This window comes from Streptomyces sp. NPDC030814 (genome assembly GCF_055572155.1).
Window position 1 is genome coordinate 193,580 of the sequence record NZ_JBVIDX010000010.1, and the last position, 26,448, is coordinate 220,027.

Annotated in this window: 24 protein-coding genes; 7 read left to right on the forward strand and 17 right to left on the reverse strand. The window is 71.4% G+C overall.

Annotated elements, in window-relative coordinates; all coding sequences use genetic code 11:
- Nucleotides 1-43 precede the first annotated feature (43 nt).
- Nucleotides 44-805: an SDR family oxidoreductase gene (locus ACZ43N_RS22500; RefSeq protein ID WP_468099763.1), complete on the reverse strand. Its 762-nt coding sequence runs from the start codon at nucleotides 803-805 to the stop codon at nucleotides 44-46.
- A gap of 264 nt (nucleotides 806-1,069) precedes the next feature.
- Here ACZ43N_RS22500 and ACZ43N_RS22505 point away from each other — a divergent pair, with 264 nt between their 5' ends.
- Together ACZ43N_RS22505 and ACZ43N_RS22510 are read left to right on the forward strand one after the other, a co-directional pair.
- Nucleotides 1,070-2,332 (forward strand): exo-beta-N-acetylmuramidase NamZ family protein, encoded by a 1,263-nt coding sequence (locus ACZ43N_RS22505; protein WP_468099764.1) that lies wholly within the window; start codon nucleotides 1,070-1,072, stop codon nucleotides 2,330-2,332.
- Between the two features lie 130 nt (nucleotides 2,333-2,462).
- On the forward strand, nucleotides 2,463-3,809 hold the full coding sequence (locus ACZ43N_RS22510) for a serine-threonine protein kinase (protein WP_468099765.1): 1,347 nt from the start codon (nucleotides 2,463-2,465) through the stop codon (nucleotides 3,807-3,809).
- A gap of 42 nt (nucleotides 3,810-3,851) precedes the next feature.
- Here the strand turns inward: ACZ43N_RS22510 and ACZ43N_RS22515 are convergent, their stop codons facing one another.
- Entirely contained in the window at nucleotides 3,852-6,707 is a 2,856-nt protein-coding gene (locus tag ACZ43N_RS22515) for a penicillin acylase family protein (protein WP_468099766.1), read from the reverse strand.
- 344 nt (nucleotides 6,708-7,051) lie between these two features.
- Here ACZ43N_RS22515 and ACZ43N_RS22520 point away from each other — a divergent pair, with 344 nt between their 5' ends.
- Nucleotides 7,052-7,654, forward strand: a complete 603-nt coding sequence (locus ACZ43N_RS22520; RefSeq protein ID WP_468099768.1) for a hypothetical protein — start codon at nucleotides 7,052-7,054, stop codon at nucleotides 7,652-7,654.
- A gap of 110 nt (nucleotides 7,655-7,764) precedes the next feature.
- Here the strand turns inward: ACZ43N_RS22520 and ACZ43N_RS22525 are convergent, their stop codons facing one another.
- On the reverse strand, nucleotides 7,765-8,286 hold the full coding sequence (locus ACZ43N_RS22525; protein WP_468099770.1) for a hypothetical protein: 522 nt from the start codon (nucleotides 8,284-8,286) through the stop codon (nucleotides 7,765-7,767).
- A gap of 135 nt (nucleotides 8,287-8,421) precedes the next feature.
- Between ACZ43N_RS22525 and ACZ43N_RS22530 the strand changes: the two genes are divergently transcribed.
- Nucleotides 8,422-9,498, forward strand: a complete 1,077-nt coding sequence (locus ACZ43N_RS22530) for an RNA ligase (ATP) (protein ID WP_468099772.1) — start codon at nucleotides 8,422-8,424, stop codon at nucleotides 9,496-9,498.
- Nucleotides 9,499-9,623: 125 nt separating this feature from the next.
- Here the strand turns inward: ACZ43N_RS22530 and soxR are convergent, their stop codons facing one another.
- Nucleotides 9,624-10,124 (reverse strand): redox-sensitive transcriptional activator SoxR, encoded by a 501-nt coding sequence (gene soxR, locus ACZ43N_RS22535; protein WP_468099774.1) that lies wholly within the window; start codon nucleotides 10,122-10,124, stop codon nucleotides 9,624-9,626.
- A 140-nt stretch (nucleotides 10,125-10,264) separates the two neighbouring features.
- Between soxR and ACZ43N_RS22540 the strand changes: the two genes are divergently transcribed.
- Entirely contained in the window at nucleotides 10,265-10,726 is a 462-nt protein-coding gene (locus ACZ43N_RS22540; RefSeq protein WP_468099776.1) for a MaoC family dehydratase, read from the forward strand.
- A 103-nt stretch (nucleotides 10,727-10,829) separates the two neighbouring features.
- Here the strand turns inward: ACZ43N_RS22540 and ACZ43N_RS22545 are convergent, their stop codons facing one another.
- From ACZ43N_RS22545 to ACZ43N_RS22565, 5 genes are all read right to left on the reverse strand, one after another.
- Nucleotides 10,830-11,531: a polysaccharide deacetylase family protein gene (locus tag ACZ43N_RS22545; protein ID WP_468099778.1), complete on the reverse strand. Its 702-nt coding sequence runs from the start codon at nucleotides 11,529-11,531 to the stop codon at nucleotides 10,830-10,832.
- Nucleotides 11,528-12,223, reverse strand: a complete 696-nt coding sequence (locus ACZ43N_RS22550) for a glycoside hydrolase family 11 protein (protein ID WP_468099779.1) — start codon at nucleotides 12,221-12,223, stop codon at nucleotides 11,528-11,530. The genes ACZ43N_RS22545 and ACZ43N_RS22550 overlap by 4 nt, the downstream gene beginning before the upstream one ends.
- A 424-nt stretch (nucleotides 12,224-12,647) precedes the next feature.
- The gene (locus tag ACZ43N_RS22555) at nucleotides 12,648-13,274 is read right to left on the reverse strand and encodes a TetR/AcrR family transcriptional regulator (RefSeq protein WP_468099781.1); all 627 of its coding nucleotides are present in this window, start codon (nucleotides 13,272-13,274) and stop codon (nucleotides 12,648-12,650) included.
- A 161-nt stretch (nucleotides 13,275-13,435) separates the two neighbouring features.
- On the reverse strand, nucleotides 13,436-13,723 hold the full coding sequence (locus ACZ43N_RS22560) for a YiaA/YiaB family inner membrane protein (protein WP_055521519.1): 288 nt from the start codon (nucleotides 13,721-13,723) through the stop codon (nucleotides 13,436-13,438).
- Between the two features lie 72 nt (nucleotides 13,724-13,795).
- On the reverse strand, nucleotides 13,796-14,947 hold the full coding sequence (locus ACZ43N_RS22565) for an acyl-CoA dehydrogenase family protein (protein ID WP_468099782.1): 1,152 nt from the start codon (nucleotides 14,945-14,947) through the stop codon (nucleotides 13,796-13,798).
- A gap of 62 nt (nucleotides 14,948-15,009) precedes the next feature.
- On the opposite strand from ACZ43N_RS22565, the gene ACZ43N_RS22570 reads away from it, so the two are divergent.
- Entirely contained in the window at nucleotides 15,010-15,654 is a 645-nt protein-coding gene (locus tag ACZ43N_RS22570) for a TetR/AcrR family transcriptional regulator (protein WP_468099783.1), read from the forward strand.
- Nucleotides 15,655-15,767: 113 nt separating this feature from the next.
- On the forward strand, nucleotides 15,768-16,787 hold the full coding sequence (locus ACZ43N_RS22575; RefSeq protein WP_468099785.1) for a DMT family transporter: 1,020 nt from the start codon (nucleotides 15,768-15,770) through the stop codon (nucleotides 16,785-16,787).
- A gap of 93 nt (nucleotides 16,788-16,880) precedes the next feature.
- Here the strand turns inward: ACZ43N_RS22575 and ACZ43N_RS22580 are convergent, their stop codons facing one another.
- The 8 genes from ACZ43N_RS22580 to ACZ43N_RS22615 all read right to left on the reverse strand — a co-directional run bounded on the left by ACZ43N_RS22580 (nucleotide 16,881) and on the right by ACZ43N_RS22615 (nucleotide 26,327).
- On the reverse strand, nucleotides 16,881-18,236 hold the full coding sequence (locus tag ACZ43N_RS22580; protein ID WP_468099787.1) for an MFS transporter: 1,356 nt from the start codon (nucleotides 18,234-18,236) through the stop codon (nucleotides 16,881-16,883).
- A gap of 360 nt (nucleotides 18,237-18,596) precedes the next feature.
- Nucleotides 18,597-19,682, reverse strand: coding sequence for a Zn-dependent alcohol dehydrogenase (locus ACZ43N_RS22585; protein ID WP_468099789.1), 1,086 nt, complete (start codon nucleotides 19,680-19,682; stop codon nucleotides 18,597-18,599).
- A 110-nt stretch (nucleotides 19,683-19,792) separates the two neighbouring features.
- The gene (locus tag ACZ43N_RS22590) at nucleotides 19,793-21,181 is read right to left on the reverse strand and encodes an aldehyde dehydrogenase family protein (RefSeq protein ID WP_468099791.1); all 1,389 of its coding nucleotides are present in this window, start codon (nucleotides 21,179-21,181) and stop codon (nucleotides 19,793-19,795) included.
- A 147-nt stretch (nucleotides 21,182-21,328) separates the two neighbouring features.
- On the reverse strand, nucleotides 21,329-21,811 hold the full coding sequence (locus ACZ43N_RS22595) for a DUF3574 domain-containing protein (RefSeq protein WP_468099792.1): 483 nt from the start codon (nucleotides 21,809-21,811) through the stop codon (nucleotides 21,329-21,331).
- A 121-nt stretch (nucleotides 21,812-21,932) separates the two neighbouring features.
- Nucleotides 21,933-22,916: a class F sortase gene (locus ACZ43N_RS22600; RefSeq protein WP_468099793.1), complete on the reverse strand. Its 984-nt coding sequence runs from the start codon at nucleotides 22,914-22,916 to the stop codon at nucleotides 21,933-21,935.
- A complete protein-coding gene (locus ACZ43N_RS22605; RefSeq protein WP_468099794.1) occupies nucleotides 22,903-23,493 on the reverse strand; it encodes a hypothetical protein in 591 nt (196 codons plus the stop codon). Before ACZ43N_RS22605 ends, ACZ43N_RS22600 begins: the two co-directional genes overlap by 14 nt.
- Before the next feature lie 100 nt (nucleotides 23,494-23,593).
- Nucleotides 23,594-24,847: an MFS transporter gene (locus ACZ43N_RS22610; RefSeq protein WP_468099795.1), complete on the reverse strand. Its 1,254-nt coding sequence runs from the start codon at nucleotides 24,845-24,847 to the stop codon at nucleotides 23,594-23,596.
- 19 nt (nucleotides 24,848-24,866) lie between these two features.
- On the reverse strand, nucleotides 24,867-26,327 hold the full coding sequence (locus ACZ43N_RS22615) for a CitMHS family transporter (protein WP_468099797.1): 1,461 nt from the start codon (nucleotides 26,325-26,327) through the stop codon (nucleotides 24,867-24,869).
- Between the last annotated feature and the right edge of the window lie 121 nt (nucleotides 26,328-26,448).

Sequence of the window (26,448 nt, forward strand, 5' to 3'; positions counted from 1 at the left end):
AGGATCATCCCACTCCCGGCTCCCGTTCCGCCGGGCAGGTGGGTCAGCCCGTGGTCTCCCACTTCTGCTGGATGTGGTTCATGTTCGTCAGCCAGCGCTCCGGGTCGGTCGCCCGCGCCCGGTAGAAGTCAGCCACCTCGGGATGCGGCAGGATCAGGAAGCGGTCCTTCTCAATGCCGTCGAAGAGCGCGTCGGCGACGTCCTCCGGCTCGATCGCCGTCGGCGCGAGCACGAGGTCGCCCGCACTGCCGGACGCCGTCAGCATGTCGGTGCGCACCCCCTGGGGGCAGATCGCGTGCACCTTGAGCCCCCGGTGCCGGTAGGTGAGGGACAGCCACTCGGCGAAAGCGTACGCGCCGTGCTTGGTGACGCTGTAGGGCGCAGCCCCGATCATCGTGAGCAGCCCGGCCGCCGAGACGGTCGAGACGAAACGCCCGCTGCCGCGCTCCAGCCACTGCGGGAGCAACTCGTGGGCCGCGCGGACGTGCGCCATCACGTTCACGTCCCAGGCGAGCGCCCAGACCTTCTCGTCGGCCGCTTCCGTGCCGCCCGAGGCGAGTCCCGCGTTGGCGCAGTACACGTCGACCGTGCCGCCGAGCGCCTCCCGCGCCGGGCCGACGATCTCCGACGCGTCCCCGGGCACGGCGATCCCGCCGATCTCGTCGGCGACCGCCTTCGCCCGGTCCCCGTCGAGATCGTTCACGACGACCCGGGCGCCCTCCGCCGCGAACCGCCGGGCCAGCGCGGCCCCGATCCCGCCTCCGGCCCCCGTGACCACCACTCCCGCACCCTGCACGACACCCACACCCGTCTCCTTACCCGAGGCCACGACGTACCCAAGAACGGCTCACCTTCAGCCACCAGACTAACCGGTCGGTATGTGCCAGAGAAGAGGCACCGTCAGCCGTCTCCCACCGGAGCCGCCGCCGAGGGACGCGGGGAACCGCGTGAGCGGCAACAACGGGTCCGCGGGCTACGCACCACCCGCGACCCGGGCGGGCATAGTGAAAGGACCCCTTAGCTCGCAGGGACGCCGCTTTCCGCGACCGCGACCCCGGAGGTCACCCCCATGCGCCTCTCCCGCCGCACCTTCCTCGCAGCCTCGACCGCGGCCACCGCCTCGTCGGCCGCCACGGCCGGCCACCTGGCCACCGCCCCGTCGGCCGGGGCCGCCCGCCAGGGGCAACGGCTGCGCACCGGCTTCGAGCGCCTGGCGGCCAACGGCTACAAGGCCCTCGACGGTCAGAAGGCCGGCATCGTCACCAACCCCACGGGCGTCACCCGCGACGCCCGGCACATCGTCGACGTCATGCACGCCGACGACCGCGTGGACCTGAGAGCCGTCTTCGGCCCTGAGCACGGTTTCCGCGGCACCGCCCAGGCCGGCGGCTCCGAGGGCCGCCACGACGACCCGGCGACGGGGCTGCCCGTCCACGACACGTACCAGAAGAGCGGGCGCGCCCTCGCGGACATCTTCACCGCCTCCGGGGTGGACACGGTCGTCTTCGACATCCAGGACGTGGGCGCCCGCTTCTACACCTACATCTGGACGCTGTACGACTGCATGGAGGCGGCCGGGCTCGCGGGAAAACGCTTCGTCGTGCTCGACCGGCCCAACCCGGTGACCGGTCGGTCCGCGCGGGGGCCCGTCCTGCACAGGGAGTTCGCGACGTTCGTCGGGCGTCAGCCGATCTCGCAGGCGCACGGGATGACGGTCGCGGAGCTGGCGCGGCTGTTCAACGGGGAGTTCCTGGACGAGCCCGTCCCGCTGGAGACGGTGCTGATGTCCGGATGGAAGCGGTCGCGGTTCTACGACTCCTCGGGGCTGCCCTGGGTGCCGCCGAGCCCGAACATGCCGACCCCGGACACGGCACTCGTGTACGCGGGGACAGGACTCTTCGAGGGGACGAACCTCTCGGAGGGGCGGGGCACCACCCGACCGTTCGAGCTGCTGGGCGCGGAGGGCATCGACCGGCGGTGGGCCGCCGCCGCGAACGAGCTGGGGCTGCCGGGGGCCCACTTCAGGGAGGCGTACTTCGCGCCCACGTTCTCCAAGTTCCAGGGGAAAACCGTCGGCGGCGTACAGATCCATGTCCACGACCGGGCGGCCTACGACCCCGTGCGCACCGGGATCGGTCTGCTCGTGACCGCGAAGAAGGTGTGGAGCGGTTTCGCCTGGCGTCCGGACAACTGGATCGACAAGCTGACCGGGTCGACGCGGGTGCGCACGATGATCGACGCCGGGGCGGGCACCGACGAGGTCGTGGCGGGCTGGCGGGAGGAGCTCGCGGCGTTCCGGAAGACGCGCGCGGAGTATCTGCTCTACCGGTGACCGGACCGGGGCGCCGGGCGGTGCCCGGTTCACTGACAGCCGCACATGGCCGTACGTGACGTATGGCCTTCTTTCGCCGTTGGCAGGACCATGCGCCTGAGCGCACCAACGGGGCCGAAGGGGGCTCGTCATGGCGGTTGCGGACATGAGCGTCACTCCCTACTGGGAAGTGACCTTCGACGCGGACGGTGACGTGGACACCGGTCAGCGGGACCGGTTGCTCGACGGGGTGGTGCGGAGCGGGGTGGTGGACCTGGTCGTCTTCGCCCACGGCTGGAACAACGACCGTTCCGGCGCCACCGGCATGTACAGCAGGTTCTTCGCCCCGTTCCCGACGCTCGCCCCGCGGGCACGGCTCGGGTACGTCGGGGTGTTGTGGCCCTCGATGCGGTTCTCCGACGAGCCGATCCCTGACTTCAGGCCGGCGCCGGCCCTGACCGCCGCCCGTCCCGCGCTCGACAAGCGCACCCGGCACGCGCTGCTGGAGGTGTTCCCGGGTCGGGCCGCCCTCGTGGAACAGCTCGCGCGGCTGCTGGAGCAGCGGCCGGACGAGGCGGCCTCCTTGGAGGAGTTCGGCCGGATCGTACGGCTGCTGGTGGAGGTGCCGCCGCAGGGGCCGCAGGGCGCGTTCACGGCGGACACGCGGGCGGAGGGGGTGCCGGAGGGCACGCCCGGGATGCTGCGCGGGGACACGGTGCGGGTGTGCGCGGAGTTCGCGGCGGCGCTGGCCGAGGTCGAGGCGGCGGCCGGAGCGCCCGCCACCGGCCCCTCGGCCGTCATGACCGGTGCCGCCGTGCCGGGGCCGCAGGTCTGGGACGGCGCCCATGAACTGCTGCGTCAGGCCACGTACTTCGCGATGAAGCGGCGGGCCGGGACGGTCGGGGAGCGTGGGCTCGGGCGGCTGCTCGGGCAGCTGGCGGGCGAGGCGCAGGACGTACGGATCCATCTCGTGGGGCACAGCTTCGGCGCGCGTCTGGTGTCGTTCGCGCTGCGGGGGCTGCCGCTCGGGGTGCGCGCGGTGAAGTCGGTGACGCTCCTCCAGGCGGCGTTCTCGCACTACGCGTTCGCGGCGCGGCTGCCGCACGACCCGCGGGCGAGCGGGGTGCTGAGCGGCCGGCAGAAGCGGATCGACGGGCCGTTGGTGTGCTGTCACTCCCGGCACGACTCGGCGCTCGGCACGATCTATCCGCTGGCGTCCCGGATGGCGGGCGACGCACGGACGGTGCGGGGCCTCGGCGTGAACACCCTCCTGGGCGCGAAATGGGGCGCGCTCGGGTACGGCGGGATCCAGGCGGTGCGGGGAACCCGCTCGATCTCACTCTCCGACGCGCTCAACGGACGGCTGCCGGTGTCCGGTTGCGTGAACGTCGACGCGTCGGCGGTCGTCCGGCGCGGTGGTGCGCCGTCCGGCGCGCACAGCGACATCTGTCACCAGGAGCTGGCGCGGATCGTGCTGGCGGCGGGCCGTGTCATGTGAACGGCCCGCCGCCGCACGGGAGTCACCCGTCGCGGCCGGTTGTCACCGGTGCGAGGTGAACTCCACGACCTGCTGGAAGGTCGGCCGGTTCTGCCAGCTGATCTTGCCGTGCTTGATGCCTCCCAGGGTCCGGTGGATGATCGCGTCGGCGCACCACTGGTCGCCCGCCGAGCACGAGGCGTCACCGGGGTAGACCTGGGCGGCGGTCTTGCCGGCCGCCTCCTTGAGGGTGTTGATCAGGAGGGTGCGGCAGGCGCTGAGGGTGCCGCCGCCGCAGTACGTCCGGGCGAGCGGACCCTTGACCGACTCAGCGAGCACCGAGCGGATGTCCTTGTCGACGTAGCTCCACCAGCCGTACTGGAAGGAGCTGCCGGCGTGGGAGCCGGTCGGGCCGTGCGCGGCCGACGGGGACTCGTCGAGGGGGAGGTTGGCGGTCATCGCGTTGTACAGCTTCGTACCGAGACCGGGTTCGAACTCGGCCTTCACCAGCAGCGGCCACCAGGCGTCCAGGATGCGGATCGCCTCGGCGTCGGCATAGGTCTTCGAACCGGCGGAGGTCTCCGTGCGCTTCGAGCCCGAGGTGACCCAGGCCTGGAGCTTGCTGACCGCCGCCGCGGCGGCGGAGTCGGTGACCGTGCTGCTGTTGATGACCTTCAGCAGGTCGGGGACGACGTCCTCGGCGCGCAGGTCGACGAGGGCCGCCTCGGCCATGGCCTTGGTCAGGGAGGCCCTGGTGACCCCGCCGGCCGCGACGAGCCGCTTGACCCGGTCGTCCAGCAGATTGCCGCGGTGGACGGAACCGTTGCCCCAGGGGGCGGCGGGATAGTCCTTGGCCTGTTTGTTGTTCCAGGAGATGTAGTAGTCCTGGTCGATGGAGTTGGGGTGCTCGGAGGGCGGGGTGTAGTCGGCGACGTTCGTGGCCGGGTTCCAGTTGCGCCATTCGTAGGGGGCCCGCGCCCAGGCCGGGAACTCCGCGTCGACACCGGCGGCGCGCACCGGGTTGTCGCCGCTGTTGTAGTACGCGGTGTGCTGGGAGTCCGCGTAGAACCAGTTGAAGGTGTAGTTGATGTTCTGGACGGCCTTCTGGAAGGTCTCGGGGCCCTTGACGTAGTCCGGGTCGTTCAGCATCTGGAAGCCGATGATCGACTCGGCCTCGTTCATGTACGAGGAGCGCAGGGTGGTGTAGGCGACCTTCTTGCCGCCAATCGTGGCGCGGTGGGTGACCGGGCCGTACTTGGTGCGCCAGACCTGCATGCGGTACGAGCCGGCCGCGGTGGAGTCGGCGGTGGTGGGCTTCCAGGCGTTGGTCTGCTCGACCTTCTCCATCGGCGTGCAGGTGCCGTGGTACAGGTAGTGGACGTCGTCCTGGCACAGCTCGACGGCGTACGCGTCGATGATGTCCTGGCCGGAGGTGGTGGCGCTCCAGGCGTAGTCCTGGCCGCGGCCGAGTTCGACGTACATGCTCAGGCCGGCGAAGGAGGCGCCGCGGGCGCTGAGACCGGGGCCCTGTATCTCCTGGAGCATCAGCAGCTGCGGGGCGAAGTAGCCGGTCTGCGGACCGAAGACGGCGACGGGGTGGCCGCTCGCGGTGTGCTTGCCGCTGACGACGAGCGCGTTGGACATACCGCGCCGGGCGGAGCTGAGGGCGCTGTCGGTGGCCTTGGAGGAGACGCCCTTGGAGGTGGTGCCGGCCGCGCTGCCGGTGCGGTCGTACACCAGGGGTTCCTCGGTGACGGCGCCGTCGTCGGGCAGGGCCATGCCCTGCGGGTCGGCGGGCTTGGTGGCGTACGGGAAGCTGCCGTCGTGGACGGTCAGGGCCGCCTCGGGGTCGTTGCGCTCGCGGAAGGACTCCCAGACCTTGGTGCCCTCGGCGACGCCGTACTTCTCCTGGGCGGCGAGCAGGGAGAGCGCGTTGTTGACCTCGCCGCCGCCGCCCGAGCCGAAGAGGGCGCCGATGACGGAGGCCAGGGCGACCAGGTCGGTGGGCTTGAACTTCTCGATGGTGCCGGCGTTGGTGATGGAGTCCTTGTGGCCGGTCAGGACGTACTCGCCCGGGAAGTAACGGCCGCTGTCGGAGGCGTCGATGTAGGCGTTGATGCCGTCGATGTAGGCGTTGACGTCGGCGAGGGCCTGCCGGCCGCGGTCGCCGTTGGCGGCGACCGCGTTGTCGATCTGGGCCTGCAGATCGGCCTCGGTGTACGGAGCGTGCCGCCAGAACTCCTGCTCCAGGCCCTGGTTGGAGGGGGCGCCGCCGGCGAACGGGGTGAGCTTGCCGCGACCGACGTGCCGGAAGACGTCCATCAGCCACAGCCGGTCCTGGGCGGCGGCGTAGCCCGCGCCGAACTCGGTGCCGTAGCGGGTGGTGCCCGTGATGTGCGGCACACCGGTCTTCTTGTCGCGGACGATGGTGACGTCGGTGCGTCCGGCGGGCTTGAGGGTGGAGGCCACCTGGTCGGAGGCGACGCCGAAGGACGCGTCGTTGAAGAAGGTGTTGATCGTGGCGTTGGTGAGCCCGGTGTACCCCTTGGCGAGGTTGTTGTAGGGCCCCAACTGGTTGCTCGCGTTCTCCGGCATGCTGCCGAAGGCCTGGTTGAGGAGGATCTGGGCGAGGGTGGCGTTGCCGTTCTGGCCCGGCGGCAGGATGTCCGAGCACTGGCCGCCGCAGTAGTCGTTCGCGGCGGCCGCGACGGCCTTGGCGCCGACGGCCTTGGTGTCGGCGGCCTTGATGTCGACGGCCTTGGTGTCGGCGGCCGCCGCCTGGGCAGCCGGGGAAAGAGGGGACAAAAGACCGGCTACGAGTGCGCATACGGAGGCGGCCTTGAGGAACTCCGGGAATGCACGGGGAGTTCTCACTCTGTCCGGTGCGTTGCGTGAGATGCGTGGGGTACGCCAGGGCATGGCAGCTCCTCCCAGGGGGGTGGGGCCGGATGTTACCGCCGGTATCCCCAGCTTCGAAAGTGAACATGCGTCACGTTTTTTCGGAGCCCCGCCACCGGACAGGTGGCTGACAGCATGAACAGGCACTCAGAAGGAGTCGTAAGCAGGAAGAAGAAGTCAACAACAGTCAGACATAGGCAGGAACGGTCCATGAACGGCTCAGTAGACGGCTTATGGGGGACATCGGAAATCGGATGGAGCCGAATCGCGTGTCGATACGTCTATTCGGCGACGTCGCGCGACGTTCCGAGGACGACGCCGAAGTGACCGAAGTGCAGGTGCAGGTGTGACGGAGGTGCAGGGCGATGGCCGGTTTCCGGAGTCTGGCAAGACAGGTGCGCGATCCACGGTGTGACCTGGCACTGCGGCGTTATTCGCTGCGCAAGTGCCTGGAGAGATTCGCCCCTTACGGGCATCGGGCGACCTGGGACCACTTGTGCTCCCGGGCCGGGTTCGGTCCGGAGGACCGCAACCCCGATCCAGCGCGGCTCGTGGCCGCACTGGACGAGTTGGAGGAGGCCCGCTCCGTCTGGCTCGACTACGAAGTGCAGTTCGCGCAGCGCCGTAAGAAGGAGAAGCACGACGGGCTGCGCAGGCCGGGCAGTGTCGACGACTGGCACCGGCTGACCTGGGGCGGGTTCGGCGTCGCCTGGTGCGACGACCCGAAGGTCCACCCCGCCGAACCCCTCGCGGAGGTGCTGCGCCGGCTCATCGCCGCGCTGGAGCGCGAACCGGGCTCGACCTGCCCGGTGTGCGACGGCGAGCGCCTCGTCTGGAAGTACGACCTGGCCCATGAACCGTCCGCGGGCCCGGTCTGCACGGAGTGCGGAATCGTGGTGCCACGACCGGTACTGACACCCGAGGCCCTGGCCGAGACCAGGCGCGTGAGGATGCTGGTGTCGGCGTAGCACGGCGGGGGTGCGCCGGGGATGCCGCACCCCCGTGCAGGCAGTGCGCGATGCCCACCGTCTTGGGGGTCTCGCCGGGGACTCCGGTCTCCTCGGGCCGGTGCCGTCGGTTACGGCTCCTCCACGTCCGTGTGGATGGCGAGCTTGAACTCGGCGAGGGTGAGCGGCGTGGTCCGTCTGGTGTCCCCCAGCCCACGCGCCGACACCTTCAGGCCGATCGGTGTGCCCTTGCGCACGAACATCTGCCACAGGTAGGTGCGGAACTGCCCGCCCCGGGTGAGCGCACTGTCGGTGGTGGCCGTGGAGTCGTATCTCTTCTCGGTCATGTTCAGCGGGTCGCGCACGAAGCGGGCCCGGTACTCCAGCGTCTGGGGGTCCGCCTCCCAGAACACCATCGCGGAGAGCACGCCCCAGCCGTCGTGGCTGGGCCAGATCAGGCCCGAACGCGGGTCGGGGAACTCCGAGGGGGCGTCACCGCCGTTCGCCGGGTCGTGCATGTTCCAGGGGTCGTACGACTCCTCCGTCACCCCGTACGGGAAGCGCACCAGGTGGTAGCCGTCCGCGTCATAACTGACCCGCTGCGCCCCCGAGCGCGCGCTCTCCCACTTCAGCGAACAAACGACGACGCTCATCGAGGTTCCTCTTCGTGCCGGGCCCGGCGCTCCGGCGCGCGCGACCTTACCAGGCGCAAATCCAGTCGCTCCAGCCCTTTCCCGCCAGGACAGTTGAGGGCGATGAAACCGAGCTGAGCGCCCGAGGAGTGCCCGATGTCGACGCTGCGCGTCACCGCCGAAGTGCTGACGATCCATGAACACCCCAACGCCGACGCGCTGGAGCTGGCCCAGGTGGGCCTGTATCGAGCCGTCGTGGCGAAGGGCGCCTTCCGCACCGGTGACACCGCCGTCTACATCCCGGAACAGTCCGTGCTCCCGGCCGAGCTGGTCGAGGAACTGGGGCTCACCGGACGGCTGGCGGGCTCCAGGTCCGACCGGGTCAAGGCCGTACGGCTGCGGGGCGAGCTGTCGCAGGGCATCGTGTGCCGGCCCAAGGCGCTGGCCGACGTGGATCTGACGGCGGCGGTGGCCGAGGGCACCGACTTCGCGGAGCGGCTCGGCATCGTGAAGTGGGTGCCGCCGATCCCGCCCACGATGAGCGGCGAGGTCGAGTCGGCGCCGGATCTGCTTCCCTGGGTCGACATCGAGAACATCCAGCGCTACCCGGACATCTTCACGACCGGCGAGCCGGTGGTCCTCACCGAGAAGCTGCACGGCTCGGCGTGCCTGGTGACGTATCTCGCCGAGGACGGCCGCGTCCAGGTCTCCTCGAAGGGCTTCGGCGCCAAGTCCCTCGCGCTGAAGGAGGATCCGCGCAACCTGTACTGGCGGGCCGTCCGCGGCCACGGCGTCCCGGAGGTCGCCGCCCGGCTCGCTCAGCGGCTCGGCGCGCGCCGGGTAGGCGTCTTCGGCGAGGTGTACGGCGCCGGGGTGCAGGACCTGACGTACGGCGCCGACGGCCGCCGCGACACCCTCGGCTACGCCGTGTTCGACGTCTCCGCGGAGATCGACGGCCGGGTGCGCTGGCTGGACACCGCGGAGCTGACCGAGCTGCTCGACGGTGAACTGCCCCTCGTACCAAAGCTCTACGAGGGCCCGTACGCCATCGACCGCGTGCTGGAGGTCGCCACGGGCCGGGAGACGGTCTCCGGGCGGGAGATGCACCTGCGTGAGGGCGTGGTGATCCGGCCGGCCGTCGAGCGGTACAGCCCGGTGACGGGCGGACGGGCCATCGCGAAAGCGGTCAGCCCGGCGTATCTCACCCGCAAGGGCGGCACCGAGTACGAATGAGAGGGCCCACGGGATCTTCGGGGGGACCGTGGGCAGAGGCCCGGGAACGGCCGCTCGCCGGTCGTTCCCGGGCTCTCGCCGTTCCGGCACCCGTACGGGTCGCTACCCGGCTGCCGTACGGGTCGCTACCCGGCACCCGTACCGGTCCGCGGCTCGGCCGCCGGGGCGGTCCGGTGCTCGACCATGAGCCGGGAGCCGGTCTGCCGTTCACCGAAGACGTCGTCGGGGTTGGACAGCACACAGGTGGCCAGCGACAGACAGCCGCAGCCGATGCAGTCGGTGAGGTGGTCGCGGAGCCTGTTGAGCTGCTTGATCCGCTCGTCGAGCTCGGAGCGCCAGGCCTCGGACAGCTGCGCCCAGTCCTCCCGGGTGGGCGTGCGCTCCTCGGGCAACTCGGCGAGCGCCTCACGGATCGTGGCGAGCGGGATCCCGACACGCTGCGCGGCCCGTACGAAGGCGACGCGGCGCAGGGTGTCACGGCTGTAGCGGCGTTGGTTTCCCGCGGTGCGGCGGCTGCTGATCAGCCCCTTGGACTCGTAGAAGTGCAGGGCCGAGACGGCGGCACCGCTACGGGCGGACAGCTGGCCGACGGTCAACTCGTGGATCTTCTCAGGAATCTGGGGCACCTCTCCGAGCCTACCCACACCGGGCGTCGCCGCCGTCCGTTGACAGGAGTCGCCCGCCCGACCATGCTAAGCAGTTGCTTAGGCATATGGATCAGGGTTGACGCGGATGCGGTGGCATCCGGGATGCGGGAGGCCGGGACATGGCAGAGCCGAGGATCTTCACGTCCGCCGAGGAGCTGAAGGCGGCGGTGGGCGAGCAGCTGGGGTACAGCGACTGGCTGGAGGTCGACCAGAAGCGGATCGATCTCTTCGCGGAGGCCACCGGCGACCACCAGTGGATCCACGTCGACCCGGAGAAGGCGGCCGCGGGCCCCTTCGGCACGACCATCGCCCACGGATATCTGACCCTGTCCCTGCTCCCGTTGTTCGTGCCCCAGGTACTCAAGGTCGACAACGTGAAGATGGGCGTCAACTACGGCACCAACAAGGTGCGGTTCCCGGCACCCGTGCCCGTGGGCTCACGACTGCGGGCCACGGCGACCCTCCAGGACGTCACGGAGGTCGGCGACGGTGTCCAGGTGACCGCCGCGGTGGTCGTGGAGCGCGAGGGCGGGGACAAGCCGGTGTGCGTGGCCGAGTCCGTGTCGCGTTACTACTTCTGAGCCGGTGATGTGGCGCGGCGGAGGTGATGACCGCCGCGCCACGGGTGCCGCCCTTCGCACCGGTCGGGCGTCGCCCGCCGGGGCGGACCCCCGTCACCGGGCCTCAGGGCGCCACGGCGCGTCCGGTCTGGGGCGAGATGCGCCCGGCGCACAGGCCGCGGGCGGCCAGCGTCTGCGCGATGCGCGGGATCGCCGCGCGCGTGTTCGCGGGCCCGTCGTGCATGAGGATGACCTGGCCGTTGGTGAGCCGGCCGGCGGCCTGCACGATCGCGTCCGCACTGGCGCCGTTCCAGTCCTGCGAGTCGACGTTCCACAGGATCTCGGTCAGTCCGTACCTGGCCGCGACCGATTTCACCGTCGCGTTGGTCTCCCCGTACGGCGGCCGGAACAGCTGGGGTGTGCCGCCGCCCGCGCCCGTGACGGCCTGTTGGGTGCGGGAGATCTCCGAGTCGATCTGCGCCTGGGAGAGCCGGGTCAGGTGCGGGTGCGTGTAGCTGTGGTTGGCCACCCACATGCCGGCGGCGACCTGGGCGCGGACCTGGGCCGGGTTGGCGGCGACGTTCTGGCCCTGGTTGAACATCGTGGCCCGCAGCCCGCTCTGCCGCAACGCGTTGAGCAGGACCGGGGTGTTGCCGGTCGGGCCGTCGTCGAAGGTGAGCCCGACGTACCCGTTGCACGCGGCGGCCCGTGCGGGCGCGACGGAGCCGGCGGTGAGGACACCAACGGCGGCCATCACGACGGCGACCGGGAACGCCACCAGGGAACGTGCCGACAGACGAGCCGGGAACGGGACGTTCATCGTCATCCGCCGACCGTGATGCTGGAGTTCCCGCTGCTCTGGTAACCCTCCGTCGCCATGATCATGTAGTAGCGGAAGCTGCCGAGGGGCATTCCGGCGCGGCCCCAGGCGTCGAAGTGGTTGCCGGTGGTGATGCTGCCGCCGGTCCGCCTCGACTGACGGACGCTCCAGTACTGGTCGAAGGTGCGATTGCCCTCGACGGACGGGGCGTTGTACCGGGTGGTCCGGTAAATGTCGTAGGTGCCGCCGTCGCTGGTGACCGTGCCCCGGTAGTTCCCGGTGGGCCGGTAGGTGCCCCAGTTGTCGACGATGTAGTACTCGACGAGCGGGTTCGACGTCCAGCCGTAGAGGCACAGGTACGCGTTGCCCGACGGGTTGAAGCTGCCCGAGTAGGTCACCGTCCTGCGGGAGCCGTTGCTCCAGCCCTTGCCGCAGACGAAGTTGCCGGTGTTGCGCCAGGAGGTCCGGTAGGCGCCACCATTGGCCAGTGTCATGGAGACGGTTCCCGGCGCATCGGTCCAGAACGAGTAGTAGAAGCCGCCGTTCGTACCGGTCTGGTTGCTGGTGACGACCGTGTCGGCGTGGGCGGTGCCGGGCAGTGTGAGCGTGGTCGCGGCGGCCAGCGCGGTGGCGCCGACGCCGCCGAGGAACAGCCTGCGGCTGGGGTTGCCGGGCGCGGGTGCGGGTGCGTCGTTCATGTGGCTTGCTTCCTCCCTCTCGTGAGGCCCTGTCACGGGGAGTGTTGAACTGCCCCTGTCAACTGTCAATAGTTTCGGCAGTGATCCCGAAACATTCGCCCAGCCATACGGGGTAGTCAGAGGCCGTTTTACCTGCACAGACGGATTGATCAGCGAAGCGCGGAAAACCCGTCGGCACGCGCCGGGAGGATGAAGATCCAAAGACGAGAGCAAGTCACCGAATGTTTCGAAGACCGCCCCGAACCATGCCGGGGACTCCCGATGCGCCGAGCGCGCGAAGCCCGGGCGGGCCGGGCAGGGCCGAGCCGTGCCCGCCGGGTGGAAGGGGCGGGCACGGGGGCCACAGGGCCGTGCAATGGACGCGTTCACGGCCGTGCGGCGACGGGCGGCCCCTTCGGGGGCGCCCTGCTTCGTGGCGGCGCCCCTACTTCGTGGCGCCCACCATGCGCAGGACGAGGTCGGCGTAGAGCGCGCCCACCTCGTCGGGGGTGCGCGGGCCGTTGACCTTGAACCAGCGGGCCACGTCGATGCAGAGGGAGAGGACGGCCACGGTGGTGCCCTTGACGTCGGGGACGTCGAAGTCGCCGGCGGCGACTCCATCCTCGATGATGCCGCGGACGGCCGCGTCGTTCTGGCGGCGCAGGGCGACGATCTCGGCGCGGGCGTCGGGGCCCAGCGCGTCGAGTTCGTACTGGACGACCCGCGCGACGGTGTGCTGCCCGGCGTGCCAGCGGACGAAGGAGCGGACGGCCTCGGCGAGGCGTTCGGCCGGGGTGCCCTCGGAGTCGGCGGCGGTGCGCAGGACGTCCAGGGCCTTCTCGTGGCCGATGCGGCTGATCCGGTGGAGCAGCTCTTCCTTCGTCTTGTAATGGATGTAGAGCGCGGCCGGGCTCATACCCGCGCGGCCCGCGATGTCACGGGTCGTCGTGGCGTGGTAGCCGCGCTCGGCGAAGGCCTCCACGGCCGCCACCAGCAGCCGTCGGGCCGCGTCCGGGCTGACCTCACCCCACGGCTGCGGTTCGCCGCCGGCCGTCTCCTCCGCCGTACTCATCGATCGTTCGCCCCTTCCCGTGGCCGGGCACCACCATACCGCCGAAGGTGAGCGAGCGCTTAGAGTGCCCGCTCAGCGGGGTGAGCGGGCGGACGCGTGGAGTGCGCTGCCGTTCGAGGCCGGTGGGCCGGGCGCGCCCCGCCTCGCACCCCGGAGGGCCGTCAGAGCTTCTCGAAGGGGTCGTGCTCGGCGAGGAGCTTTTCCAGCCTCGCCTGGTCGACCCGGCTGACGATCTGCCCGGCCTCCTGCCGGTCGCGGATCACCTTGGACAGGGTGAAAGCCGAGGTCACGAGGTACAGGACCGCGATGGCCAGGAAGGCGCGCACCCAGACGTCGGCGTCCAGGTTGTAGATGCCGACGCCGGTGGCCGCCATGGCGACGGCGAACGACGCCACGGCCTGCCCGTAGAAGGCGGCCGTGTTCTGCTGCTTGACCGGTGTCTCACTCATGGGGACCAGGGTCGCCGGATGTGGGGCGTGCCACATCCGTGCGGATACTCAGTCGGGGACCGCCCCGGGTACTCAGAAGGCCGACACCCCGGTCAGCGCCCGCCCGATGAGGAGCTTCTGTATCTGGCTGGTGCCCTCGTACAGGGTCATCACGCGGGCGTCGCGCAGGAGTTTGCCGACCGGGTACTCGTCGATGTAGCCGTAGCCGCCGAAGACCTGGAGGGCGTTGTTCGCGGCGCGGACGGCGGCCTCGGAGGCGAAGAGCTTGGCCTTGCTCGCCTCGGTGGCGAAGGGCAGGCCCCGGTCGACGAGGTCGGCGACGCGCCAGGTCAGCAGCCGGGCGGCGTCCACGTCGACCGCGATGTCGCTGAGGAGTTCCTGGACGAGCTGGTGATGGGCGATCGGCCGGCCGAACTGCTCGCGCTCGCCGGCGTACCGGACCGCCGCGTCCAGTGCGGCCTGGGCGATGCCGACGCAGCCCGCCGCGACCGACATCCGCCCCTTGGCGAGCGCCGACATGGCGACGGAGAAGCCCTTGCCCTCGGGGCCGAGCCTCGCGGAGGCAGGGACGCGGACACCCTCCAGGACCAGTTCGGCGGTGGCCTGGCCGCGCAGGCCCAGCTTGCCGTGGATGGTGCGGCGGGTCAGGCCGGGGGCGTCGGCGGGGACGAGGAAGGCGGTGACGCCCTGGTGGCCGGGGGCGTCGGTGGAGCGGGCGAACAGAAGGACGACATCGGCCCAGGTGCCGTTGGTGATGAACATCTTGGTGCCGTCGAGGACATAGTCGTCGCCGTCGCGGACCGCGCGGGTGGTCAGATTGCCGGCGTCGGAGCCGGTGCCCGGCTCGGTGAGGCCGAAACAGCCGACGTACTCCCCCGCCGTCAGCCCGGGCAGCCAGCGCCCCTTCTGCTCCTCGCTCCCCCAGGCCGCGATCGTCTTCGCGACCAGGCCGAGGGAGACGGAGACGATGCCGCGCACGGAGGAGTCACCGCGGCCGAGTTCCTCGGTGACCAGGCAGTACGCGAGGTGGTCGCCGCCGGAGCCGCCGTATTCCTCGTCGACGGTGAGACCCAGGAAGCCGACCTCGCCCAGCTTCTTCACGATCGACCGGTCGACGTTCTCGGCGCGGTCCCACTCCACGACGTGCGGGGCGATCTCGCGCTCCACGAAGTCCCGGGCGAGTCGGCGGACGGCGGTCTGCTCCTCACTGAGCTCCAGGTTCACGGCGGCTCACCCTCCTTTAATTATCACTGCTAGTTTAATGGCGCACCCCTACTATGTGCGCCATGGCCCGACCGCACAAGCCCCTGCTGAGCACCGACCGCATCGTGGAGACGGCACGGCAACTGCTCGACGCGGAGGGGCTGGCGGCCCTCTCCACCCGGCGGCTCGCCGCCGAGCTGGGGGTGAGCGGACCGTCTCTCTACAACCACTTCCGCACCAAGGACCAGATCCTGGAGGCAGTCGCCGACTCGGTGAGCGCCCAGGTCGATCTGTCGATGTTCGAGGACGGACGCGACTGGCGTACCGCGCTGCACGACTGGGCGGTCTCCTACCGGAGTGCCCTGCGCGACCATCCGAACATCGTGCCCGTCCTCGCGCGCGGGCCCGGACGACGGCCCGCCGGGCTGCGGGTCGCGGACGCGGTCTTCGGCGCCATGGTCGACGCGGGGTGGCCCGCGGCGCAGGCCACGTCCATCGGGGCGCTGATGCGGTACTTCATCATGGGGTCCGCCCTCGGGTCGTTCGCCGGGGGTTTCGTGGACGACGAGAGCGCCTACGACCCGGCGGACTATCCACACCTCGGTCAGGCGCATCTACTGGCCGACCAGCAGCAGAAGGTGGACGAGCGGGCGTTCGAAGCGGGCCTGAACGCGTTGCTGGAGGGGCTGGCGGCTCAGTACGAGAGGGTCGTGGGGCGGGAGTCCTAGGCGATCGAACGGCGGTACGAGTCAGAAAAGCTCCCCTGAGGCCCTGCCCTCGGGGAACTGGACGTCGGAAATTCGCGAGCTCCCGCGCGGGCAGCACACCTAACCTCGGGGGCATGGCAGAGAACTCCCCGGTCCGTCCCGCCCGCCGAGCGGAGCTGCTCGCCGGTGGGGCCGCTCTCGTGACCGTTGTGTTGTGGGCGTCGGCCTTCGTGTCCATTCGCAGTGCCGGGCAGGCGTACTCGCCGGGGGCGTTGGCGCTGGGACGGCTGGCGGCCGGGGCGGTGACGCTCGGGCTGATCTGGGCGGCGCGGCGGGAGGGATGGCCGCCGCGGGCCGCGTGGCGGGGAATCGCCGTGTCCGGGGTGCTCTGGTTCGGGTTCTACATGGTCGCCCTGAACTGGGGAGAGCAGCAGGTCGACGCGGGTACGGCGGCGCTGGTCGTCAACATCGGCCCGCTCCTCATCGCCCTGCTCGGCGCCCGTCTGCTCGGCGACCCGATGCCGCCCCGGCTGCTCGCGGGCATGGCGGTGTCGTTCGCGGGTGCGGTCGCGGTGGGGCTTTCGATGTCCGGCGAGGGCGGGGCATCGGTGCTGGGAGTCGTGCTGTGTGTGCTCGCGGCGGTGGCGTACGCGGGCGGCGTGGTCGCGCAGAAGCCCGCGCTGGGCTCGGCGAGCGCCCTCCAGGTGACCACCTTCGGCTGTCTCGCCGGCGCGGTGCTGTGCCTGCCGTTCACCGGACAGCTGGTGCGGGAGGCGGCCGACGCGCCGCTCTCCGCGACCCTCAACATGGTCTACCTGGGCGTGTTCCCGACCGCGCTGGCGTTCACGACCTGGGCGTACGCCCTGGCCAGGACGACCGCGAGCCGGATGGGTGCGACCACGTACGCCGTGCCCGCGCTGGTCGTCCTGATGTCCTGGCTGGCGCTGGACGAGGTTCCGGGGGTGCTCACCCTGGCCGGTGGTGCGCTGTGTCTGGCGGGCGTGGCGGTGTCGCGATCCCGGCCGCGGGCGGGGGCGCGGGGTGCGGCCGACACTGCGGGGGTGACCGGAGCGGCCGAGGTGACGGATGTGGCAGTGGCCGTGGCTCCGGACACGGTTCCGGAGCCACGGCCGCAGCGTGAGCAGACCTCCTAGAGGCCGTGTCCGCGAACTCCCGCCCGCCCCGCGACGCCGGTCACGGCACCAGGCACCAGGAGAGGGCGGGATTTCGCTGACACGTGTCGGCGGTCAGCCGACCTGTTCCGCCGGCTCCGTCCGCGGCACCGCTTCCGTCCGCGCTCCCGCCCGGCGGGCGAGGACCCTGATCGACAGGAGCGCCACCACCGAGAGCACGATGATGTACGCGGACACCGCCATGGACGTGCCCGTGGCCTCCAGGAGCAGCACCATCAGGAACGGGGCGAGTCCACCGCCGAACACCGCCGCGATCTGGTAGCCGAGCGAAGCACCCGTGTAGCGCATCTCGGGCGTGAACAGTTCGGCGAACAGGGCGGCCTGGGGCCCGTACATGATGCTGAGGAAGCAGCTGGCGACGAAGGTGCCGACGGCCAGCCACACCAGGGACCCGGTGTCGATGAGCAGGAAGAGGGGCACGGCCCACAGCGCGATGCCGACCGCACCGAACGCGTAGATCCGGATACGGCCGACCCGGTCGGAGAGGGCCGCGGCGGCGGGGATCAGGACGAGCTGGGTGAGACTGACACAGAGCGAGACGGCGAGGACGGCGCCGCGCTTCATGTCGAGCTCGCGGGTGGTGTAGTCGAGTACACCGGTGATGAGGATGTAGAACGTCGCGGTGTTCACCGCGAAGGAGCCGCCGGCGAGGAAGACGGTGCCGAGGTGGCCGCGGAGGATCGTCCGCAGCGGCGAGCTCTTCTCGCTCTTCTCCTTCTCCGCCAGCGCCCGTTCCGCCGCCCGGAACTCGGGGGTCTCCTCGACCCGCCGGTGGATGTACCAGGCCAGGCCGAGGACGAACAGGCCGATCAGGAAGGGGACGCGCCAGCCCCACGCGGCGAACGCGGTCTCACTGGTGGCCGCGCCCACGACGAGGAACACGGAGTTGGCGCTCACCACACCGATCGGCACGCCGAGCTGGACGAAGCTGCCGTACACCCCGCGCTTGCCCTCGGGGGCGTACTCGGTGGCGAGCAGCATCGCACCGCCCCACTGGGCGCCGACGGCGACGCCCTGGGCGACACGGAGGAGGACGAGCAGGACCGGAGCGGCGATCCCGATCGTCTCGTACGTGGGGAGGAGGCCGATGCCGGTGGTGGCGAGGCCCATCAGGGTGAGCGCCAGGACCAGCATCGGCTTGCGGCCGCGTTTGTCGCCGAGGTGACCGGCGACCACTCCGCCGAGGGGGCGGGCGAGGAAGCCGACGGCGAAGGTGGCGAACGCCGCGAGGACTCCCGCGGAGGAGCTGCCTGCGGGGAAGTACAGGTCGCCCAGGACGAGGGCTGCGGCTATGCCGAAGACGAAGTAGTCGTACCACTCGACGGCTGAGGCGAGTGCCGCGGCCGTGGCGACCTTGCGGCGGTGGCGGGCGTCGGGCTGCTGGGGACGAGGGGAAGGAGCGCTGTCCATGCGTGCACACTCCGGTGGGTGCGGGGACGTTGCGGGGGAACGTACTGACCGGACGGTATGCGGGTCAACGGTTCTGCACGAGTGGATTCGGGATGGTGGGTGGCTGGGGGTGCGCCTGATGGCTCGGGGGCGCGCGGTTCGTCGGCGGCTGCGGGCGTGTGGGGGGGTCTCGCACAGTTCCCTGCGCCCCTGACAGCGGGGGCTGCGCCCCGCGCTTCTCATCGGCCCGCAGGGGCGTTCCAGGGGCGCGCGGAACTGCGTGACCGGCCCCTACGCACCCGCACGTCCGTACACAGCCCGAACCGCCCCCTCACCCACCGGCGGCGTGGGGGCGGGAGCGGCAGGGCGGGACCCCCTGGGTCAGAACGTCACGACCGCCCGGCCCCCCTTGCCCGCGCGCATGTTGTCGAAGGCCGCCGGGATGTCGTCCAGGGCGATGCGGTCCGTCACCAGCGCACCGAGGTCGAGACGGCCGGCCCTGACATGGTCGGCGAGTACCGGCAGATCACGCGCCGGGTCCGAGTTCCCGTAGACGCAGCCGGACAGAGTGCGCCCCCAGTGGAAGATCTCCAGTGCGTTGAACGTGACCTGCTGCTCCTTGCCGCCGATCCCGACGACCGTCGTACGGCCGCCCCGCCGCGTGGACTCCCAGGCCGTGCGGATCGTCACCGCCCGTCCCACGCACTCCACGGCGACATCGACCCCCTGTTTCCCGGTCAGCGCGCGGATCTCGCGGGCGGTGTCCTCGGAGGCGACGACGAACTCCGTGGCCCCGGCCGCCCGCGCCAGTTCCTCCTTCGCCGGGGAGACATCCACCGCCACGACCCGCGACGCCCCCGCGATCCGCGCCGCCTGGAGCGCCGCGAGGCCCACCCCGCCGACCCCGAACACCGCGACGGTCTCGCCCGTCCGCACCCGCGCCGAGTGGTGGACCGCCCCGTACCCGGTCAGGACGGCACAGCCGAGGAGGGCCGCCTCGGTGAGCGGAATGCCGTCCGGGGCGGGGAGTACGCACCCGGCGGCGACCACCGTCTCCTCCGCGAACGCGGCCACGTTCAGGCCGGGGTGGAGGTCCGTGCCGTCGGACGCGCGCCGGGCGTACACGTTCCCCACGCCCGTCAGCGCGTTGGCGCACAGCCACACCTCACCGAGCGAGCAGGCGTGGCAACCGCCGCAGGACGGAGCCCAGTTGAGGACGACGCCGGCACCGGGCGAGACATGGGTGACGCCCTCCCCGACGGCCAGCACCGTCCCCGCCCCCTCGTGCCCCAGCACGGCGGGCACCGGCACCCGCATCGTCCCGTCGGACAGCGACAGGTCGGAGTGGCAGACCCCGGCCGCGGCGAGCCGCACCCGGACCTGGCCGGGCCCGGGCTCCGGCAGCTCGATCTCGGCGATCTCCAACGGCGCCCCGACAGCGGGCAGTACGGCGGCTCGAACGGTCATGACGGAACGGCTCTCCTACGACTACGACAACGGGCAAGGCACGGGGCACAGGGCACGGGCAAGGGGCACGGGCACCGGAACGGGCTCGGGCACCGGAACGGGCAATGGAACTAGAACTGGAGCGACTTGGTCTGGAGGTACTCGGCCAGACCGTGGGCCCCCAGCTCGCGGCCCACCCCCGACTGCTTGTAACCGCCGAAGGGCGCCCGCGGGTTGAAGCGGCCGCCGTTGATGTCGACCTGGCCGGTGTCCATGCGGCGGGCGAAGGCGACCGCCTCGGCCTCGTCGGCGGCCCAGACGGCACCGGCGAGCCCGTACACCGTGCCGTTGGCGATACGCAGGGCGTCCTCCTCGTCCTCGTAGCGCAGGACGGACAGCACGGGGCCGAAGATCTCCTCCTGGGCGACGGTCATCCCGGGGGTCACGTCGGCCAGGACGGTCGGGCTCACGAAGTAGCCCTTCTCGTACGGGGATTCAGGACCTCCTGCGACCAGTCGGGCACCCTCGGCGACACCCTTCTCGATGTACCCGCGCACCCGGTCCCGCTGCTTGGCGTTGACCAGCGGGCCGATGCGCTCGCCGTACTTCGCGGCGGCGGTCGCGGCCAGCTCGACCGCCTGCTCGTACTGGGAGGTGTGCACCAGCATCCGCGTCCAGGCGCTGCAGGTCTGCCCGGAGTTGGACATGACGTTGGCGACGCCGGCACCGACCGCCTTGGCGAGGTCGGCGCTCGGCAGGATGACGTTGGCCGACTTGCCGCCGAGTTCCAGCGCCACCCTCTTGACGGCCGCGCCCGCGGTCGCGCCGATGCCGCGGCCGACCGCCGTCGAGCCGGTGAAGGACACCATGTCGATGCCGTCGTGCGCGGCGAGGGCCTGCCCGGCGACCGGGCCGAGACCGGTGACCAGGTTGAACACCCCTGCGGGCACCCCCGCCTCGTGCGCGGCCTGTGCGAAGAGCCGGGCGACGAGCGGGGTGTCCTCGGCGGGCTTCAGGACGACCGTGCAGCCCGCCGCGAGCGCCGGGGCGACCTTGGCGACGATCTGGTGCAGCGGGTAGTTCCAGGGGGTGATCGCGCCGACCACGCCGATGGGTTCGTGCAGCACGGTCGAGTTCCCGACCTTCTCCTCGAAGGCGTGTCTCGCGGCCAGCTCGGCGTACGAGCCGGCGACCGTGATCGGCAGGTCGGCGTGCACCTTCTGGGAGAACGACAGCGGCGAGCCGAGCTCCGCCGTCACCGTCTTGGCGATCTCCTCCCGGCGCGCGGCGAGCGCGTCCCGCAGCGCGCCGATCACCGCGCCGCGCTCGGCCGGCGGCGTCGCGGCCCAGCCCGGCAGGGCGGCCCGTGCGGCGCGTACGGCGGCGTCGACATCCTCGGCGGTGCCGGCCGGCACCCGGCCGATCACCTGTTCGTCGACCGGGTTCACCACGTCGATGGTGTCGGTGCCGCAGGCGGGCCGCCAGTCTCCGCCGATGTACATGCCGTCGTGTGCCTTCACGGTGGTGCCTTCCGATGTGCCGCCGAGTGGTCCGCACCAAAAACTAGCTCTGATAGTTTTCCGGCACCAGAGCGGGGAGCTGTGACGACCGCCCCGTCCACCGGGGCTCCGGTGCCGCGGCGGCACCCTTCGCGGGAGGTGACCGCCTCAGAAGTCGACCCCGGCGCGGTCGTCCACCCTGGCCACCGCCTCCTGGGCGAACGTCTTCCGGTAGTCGCTGCGGATCTCCTCGATCTTCCGGTCGCTCGCGACGGCCGCCGACACCGGATACAGCAGCATCAGCTCGTACGACCGCTCCCTCTCGACGGCCCCGCTCGCGTCCCGCCACTGCCCGCGCCCCTGCTGCACGGTGAGCCCGTCGGGGAAGCCGGGTGTGACCTCCTGGTCGACGAAGTCCATGAACTCCTCGTCGGTGACGGCCGGTCCGCCCTCAGGCCGCTCCGTGCCGAAGAACAGCCGGGTCTCGATGTACGGCGCCTCTCGTCCGGGCGCGACCACGGGACCGGAGGAGACGTCGTCGGCGAGGGTGGCGTACGCCGCCGGGGCCCCGACGGCGAGCAGACAGGCGGCCACCGCGAGGGCGACACGGGTGCGGGTGAGATGCCGGGTACGAGCGGAGTGCGTGGTCATGCCCACACCTCTAACGGAATCACCGGCTCCGGGGCGTCGGCCGCGCCGGGTCCGGGCCGCACATGCGCCCGTACGCCCCCGGAGCCGCCGAGGAGCCGGTCACCGCCCCCCGCGCGCCGGTTCACCCCCTCCGCGCGGGGCCCCGGACGTCTGTGAGGTGGGCGAAGACGACCACGTTGCTCGCGTAGCCCTTCCTCCGGTCGTAGGCCCCGCCGCAGGTGATCAGGCGCAGCTCGGGGCGGTTCCGGGTGCCGTAGACCAGGTCGTTGGGGAAGCGGGCCTTCTCGTACGTCTTCACGGCGTCCACCGTGTAGACGGCGGTACGGCCGTCGGCGCGCAGGACCTCGACGACGCGGCCACGTCGGACCATCTCCAGCGCGGCGAACACGGCGGGTCCCGTCCGGGTGTCGCGGTGGCCGACCACGACCGCCGTGCCGGGGCCGCCGGGCGCGGGGCCCGCCGCGTACCAGCCGACCAGTTTCGGCCTGTCGTCCGGTGGCGCGGGCAGCCGCCCCTCCCGGTCGAGCCGGAGTCCCATGACCGGGGCCTTGAGACCGAGGTAGGGGATGGTGAGGGTCTTCGCCGGTGAGCGCGGGAGCGTAAGGGGCCGCGCGGGCGTGCGCGGCTTCCCCGGCCTCGTGGGGGTGGGGCGGGCGGGCCCGGCGCCTTTCGGGCGCCCGGTGACCGCGCCCCCAGACACCCCGCCGGACCCACCGGGGCCACCGGACCGGCCGGACCGGCCGGACCGGCCGACGGCCTTGGCGCCCCCTGCGGACGGGGGCGCCACGCCCGAAGGAGCCCCGGGTGCGGTGGTCGCTACCGGCGGTGTGCGCGACGTGGTCGCCCGCTTCGGGCGCGCCGCGGGCGACGGTGGCGTGGAGCGCGGCGGTGTGTAGTACCGGGGCTCCGGGGCGCGCGATGCCCCCGCATCGCGCGCCCCGGGCTGGGCCCCGGCGAGGCCGGCGCCGGTGGAGGCGACCCGCTCCTCGTCCGTCGCCCAGTTCGCGACGCTCACCACCAGCACGACGGTCAGCACGATCGTTCGTGTGAGGCGGTAGGCGCGCGTCCGGTACCAGGGCCTCGGGGTGCGCCTACGCGGCGCCATCGGCGCGACGACGGCGCAGCCGCAGATAGGCCGCCCCACCGGCCGCGGAGAGTCCCACGGTCGCCGCGCCGGCGGCCGACGAGAAGTCCTGGGTCATGGCGAGACCGCCGCCACCGGCCGGAGGACCGCCGAGCGGGCAGCTGACGGTGAAGTCCCTCGTCCGGGGCGCGGCCGGGTCGCCGATGATGCGCCAGGTGAGCCGGTAGTCCCCCGTCGGCAACCGCACCCCGCCGTCGGGCAACACCGGCGGGGTGTGCCCGCTGCCGTCGGCGGACGGCACGATGGCACCCTCGGCGACGGGCTCGGCACCCGGGACCAGCGGCAGCCCCTGGATCGACCAGGCGATGCTCTGTGTCGGACGGAAGTTGAAGGCGGCGAGGTAGAAGTCGCAGACGACCGGCTGGTTGCGCTGGCTGCTGAACGGAAAGCCCACCTTGTGGATCTTGACGTCGGGGTCGCCGGGCGCCGCGACGGCGGCCGGCGCCGCGATCAGGGGGACTCCCACGGCGGTGAGTGTCGCGAGGACGGCGGCACTCGCGCGCGCTCCGGCGCGGCGGGGGCGTGGCGAGGGGGACATGCGAGACCTCCGAGTCAGGTGATTGTCATACAAATCACGCTTTGCTCTGACTCTCTGTCATGACCCCGGGGAGACGGCGGGCGCCGCGCCTCACACCCCGTCAGATGTCCCTCTTCCGGCCCAGGGCCGCCCCGGGGCCGGATCCGCCCAGTTCGACGGCGTCGTCCCTCCCGCTGCTCCCCCGCCCCGGCCCGGCCGGCGAGCGCAGGGCTGTCCCCGACGAGAGCAGCAGCAGCACGCCGAGCATCACGAACGGCGCGGCCACGCCCGCCACACCGGCGATCAGACCCGCGGCGGCGGGCGCCGCGACCTGCCCGAGCCGGTTGCCCGTCAGCCGCAGGGCGAGGGCGGTGGAACGGGCGTCGTCCGGAGCGGCCTGCACGACCGTCGTCATGGACAACGGCTGTCCGACCCCCAGGCAGAAGCCGAGCGCGCCCAGCATCACGGCCAGCGCCCACACCGGTACCGGCACCGCGATCCCGGCGCACAGCAGGGCCCCGAGCACACAGGTCACCGTGAGCAGAGCGGTGCGGCCGAGCAGGCGCAGCATGGGCGTCATCACCAGGCGGCAGGCGATGGTGGCCGCCGCGCGCAGGCTCAGCAGCGCGCCGATGACGGACGGCGCGATGCCCCGGTCCTCTCCGACGACCGGGAGATACGCGGTGAGGATGTCGGTCGCCGACAGCACGGCGAGGCTGATGAAGATGCCGCCGGGCACTCCCCTGGTCCGCAGAATGCGGTGCACGGGGACCCGCTTGCCCTGCTCCGTGGGGGACGTGGGATCGGCCGGGCGCTCGATGCGCCACAGCGAGGTGAACGCGACCGCCGCGACCGCGCCCGCGACCACCAGCGCCAGGGCGCTGGTACGCGCCATGTCCGGGCCGCCGATCAGGGCGCCCGCGGCCATCGGGCCGATCAGCTGGCCGAGGGAGGCGCCGATGGTGAAGTGGCCGAAGTTGCGGTCGTGTTCCTGCGGCGCGGACTGCCGGGCGACCAGCGACTGGGCGCCGATGACGAAGGAGAGATGGCCCAGACCCATCACACCGCTCCATACGGCCATCGCCACCAGGGAGTTCGCCAGACCGCTCATGGCGCAGCCGCCGGCGATGAGGACGACGCCGACGGGCAGCAGGGGCGCGCACCGCCCCTGGTCGGTCCTGCGGCCGAGCGGGACGGCGGCGAACAGCGGGAGCAGGGCGTAGACCCCCGCGATCACACCGATCGCCCGCTCGTCGGCGCCCAGCGCGAGGGCCCGGTAGGAGACGGCGGGCCGCGCCATCGACACCGCCCCCTGCGCGAAGCTGAAGGCGATGACGAGACGGAGCAGCCAGCCGCGGTTCCTGCCGGGCCTCATGACGATGGTTCTCCTCGACTCAGATGATGCCCATGAGGATTCCGGCCCCCAGGATCACCAGCGAGGTGAGCGCCGCCCACTTCACCACGAACCTCGTGTGGTCGCCGAACTCCACCTTCGCCATGCCCACGAGGACGTAGACGGCGGGCACGAGCGGGCTGGACATGTGCAGCGGCTGGCCGACGAGGGAGGCGCGGGCGATCTCCAGGGGCGAGACACCGTGGGCGGCACCGGCCTCGGCGAGGACCGGCAGGACGCCGAAGTAGAAACCGTCGTTGGACATGAAGTAGGTGAGCGGCAGGCTCAGAAAGCCGGTGACGAGGGCCATGTGCGGGCCCATGCCCTCCGGGATGCCGTCGACGATCCACTTGGCCATGGAGTCGACCATGCCGGTGCCCTGGAGGACGCCGGTGAAGACGGCGGCGGCGAAGACCATGCCGGAGACGTTGAGGACGTTGTCGGCGTGGGCGGCGAGCCGGGCCTTCTGGTCGGGGATGTGCGGGAAGTTGACCGTCAGGGCGAGCGCGGCGCCGAGGATGAACAGCACGGGAATCGGCAGCCACTCCATGATCATGGCGGTGAGCAGCGTGACCGTGAGCAGCGCGTTGAACCAGTACAGCTTGGGGCGCAGCGTCGGGCGGTTGGGGTCCAGGCCCTGGAGGCGGACGTCCTCGACGTCGTCGTCCTCGGGGTCGGCGCCGGTGCCGGAGCCGGCGCCGCCGGTGGTCTTCGTCGTACGGGCCTTGTCGTCACCGGAGCCGGCGGCGACGGAGGCGCCCGCGCCGACCAGGACGGTCTCCTCGGACTGCTCCTTCTCCTCGTCCTTGACGATCTTGTCCTGCTCCAGGACCTCGTCGAGGCTCAGCACACCGAGGCGCTTGCGCTCCCGCAGACCGAGGAAGTAGGCGAGGACGAAGACGAAGAGGAGGCCGACGGCGAGCGCCGGGATCATCGGGACGAAGATGTCGCCCGCGTCGAGCTTGAGCGCGGTGGCGGCGCGGGCGGTCGGACCGCCCCAGGGCAGCGTGTTCATCACGCCGTTGGCGGTGGCGGCGACACCGGTCATCACGACCAGGCTCATCTTCAGGCGCTTGTACAGCGGGTACATCGCCGAGACGGTGATCATGAAGGTCGTGGAGCCGTCGCCGTCGAGCGAGACGATCGCGGCGAGCAGCGCCGTGCCGATGACGATGCGCAGCGGGTCGGCCTTGCAGAACTTCAGGATGCCTCGGACGATCGGGTCGAAGAGGCCGACGTCGATCATGAGGCCGAAGTAGACGATGGCGAACATGAGCATCGCGGCGGTGGGCGCGAGGTTGCCCACCCCCTCGATGACGTAGTCGCCGAGCTTGGCGCCCTTCCCTACGAACACGCAGAAGAGAGCGGGGATCAGCACGAGCGCCGCGATCGGCGACATCTTCTTCATCATGATCAGGACCAGGAAGGTCGCGATCATGGCGAAGCCGAGGATGGTCAACATGTGGATACCTAACGTTCGCCCTTGAACTCCCACCAGGGCACCGGCGGTGCGACGACGTTAGGGCGGCTCCACAAGCGTTAACAAGACGTTGACATGCGAGCAATAAGCGCAGAACTCCAGG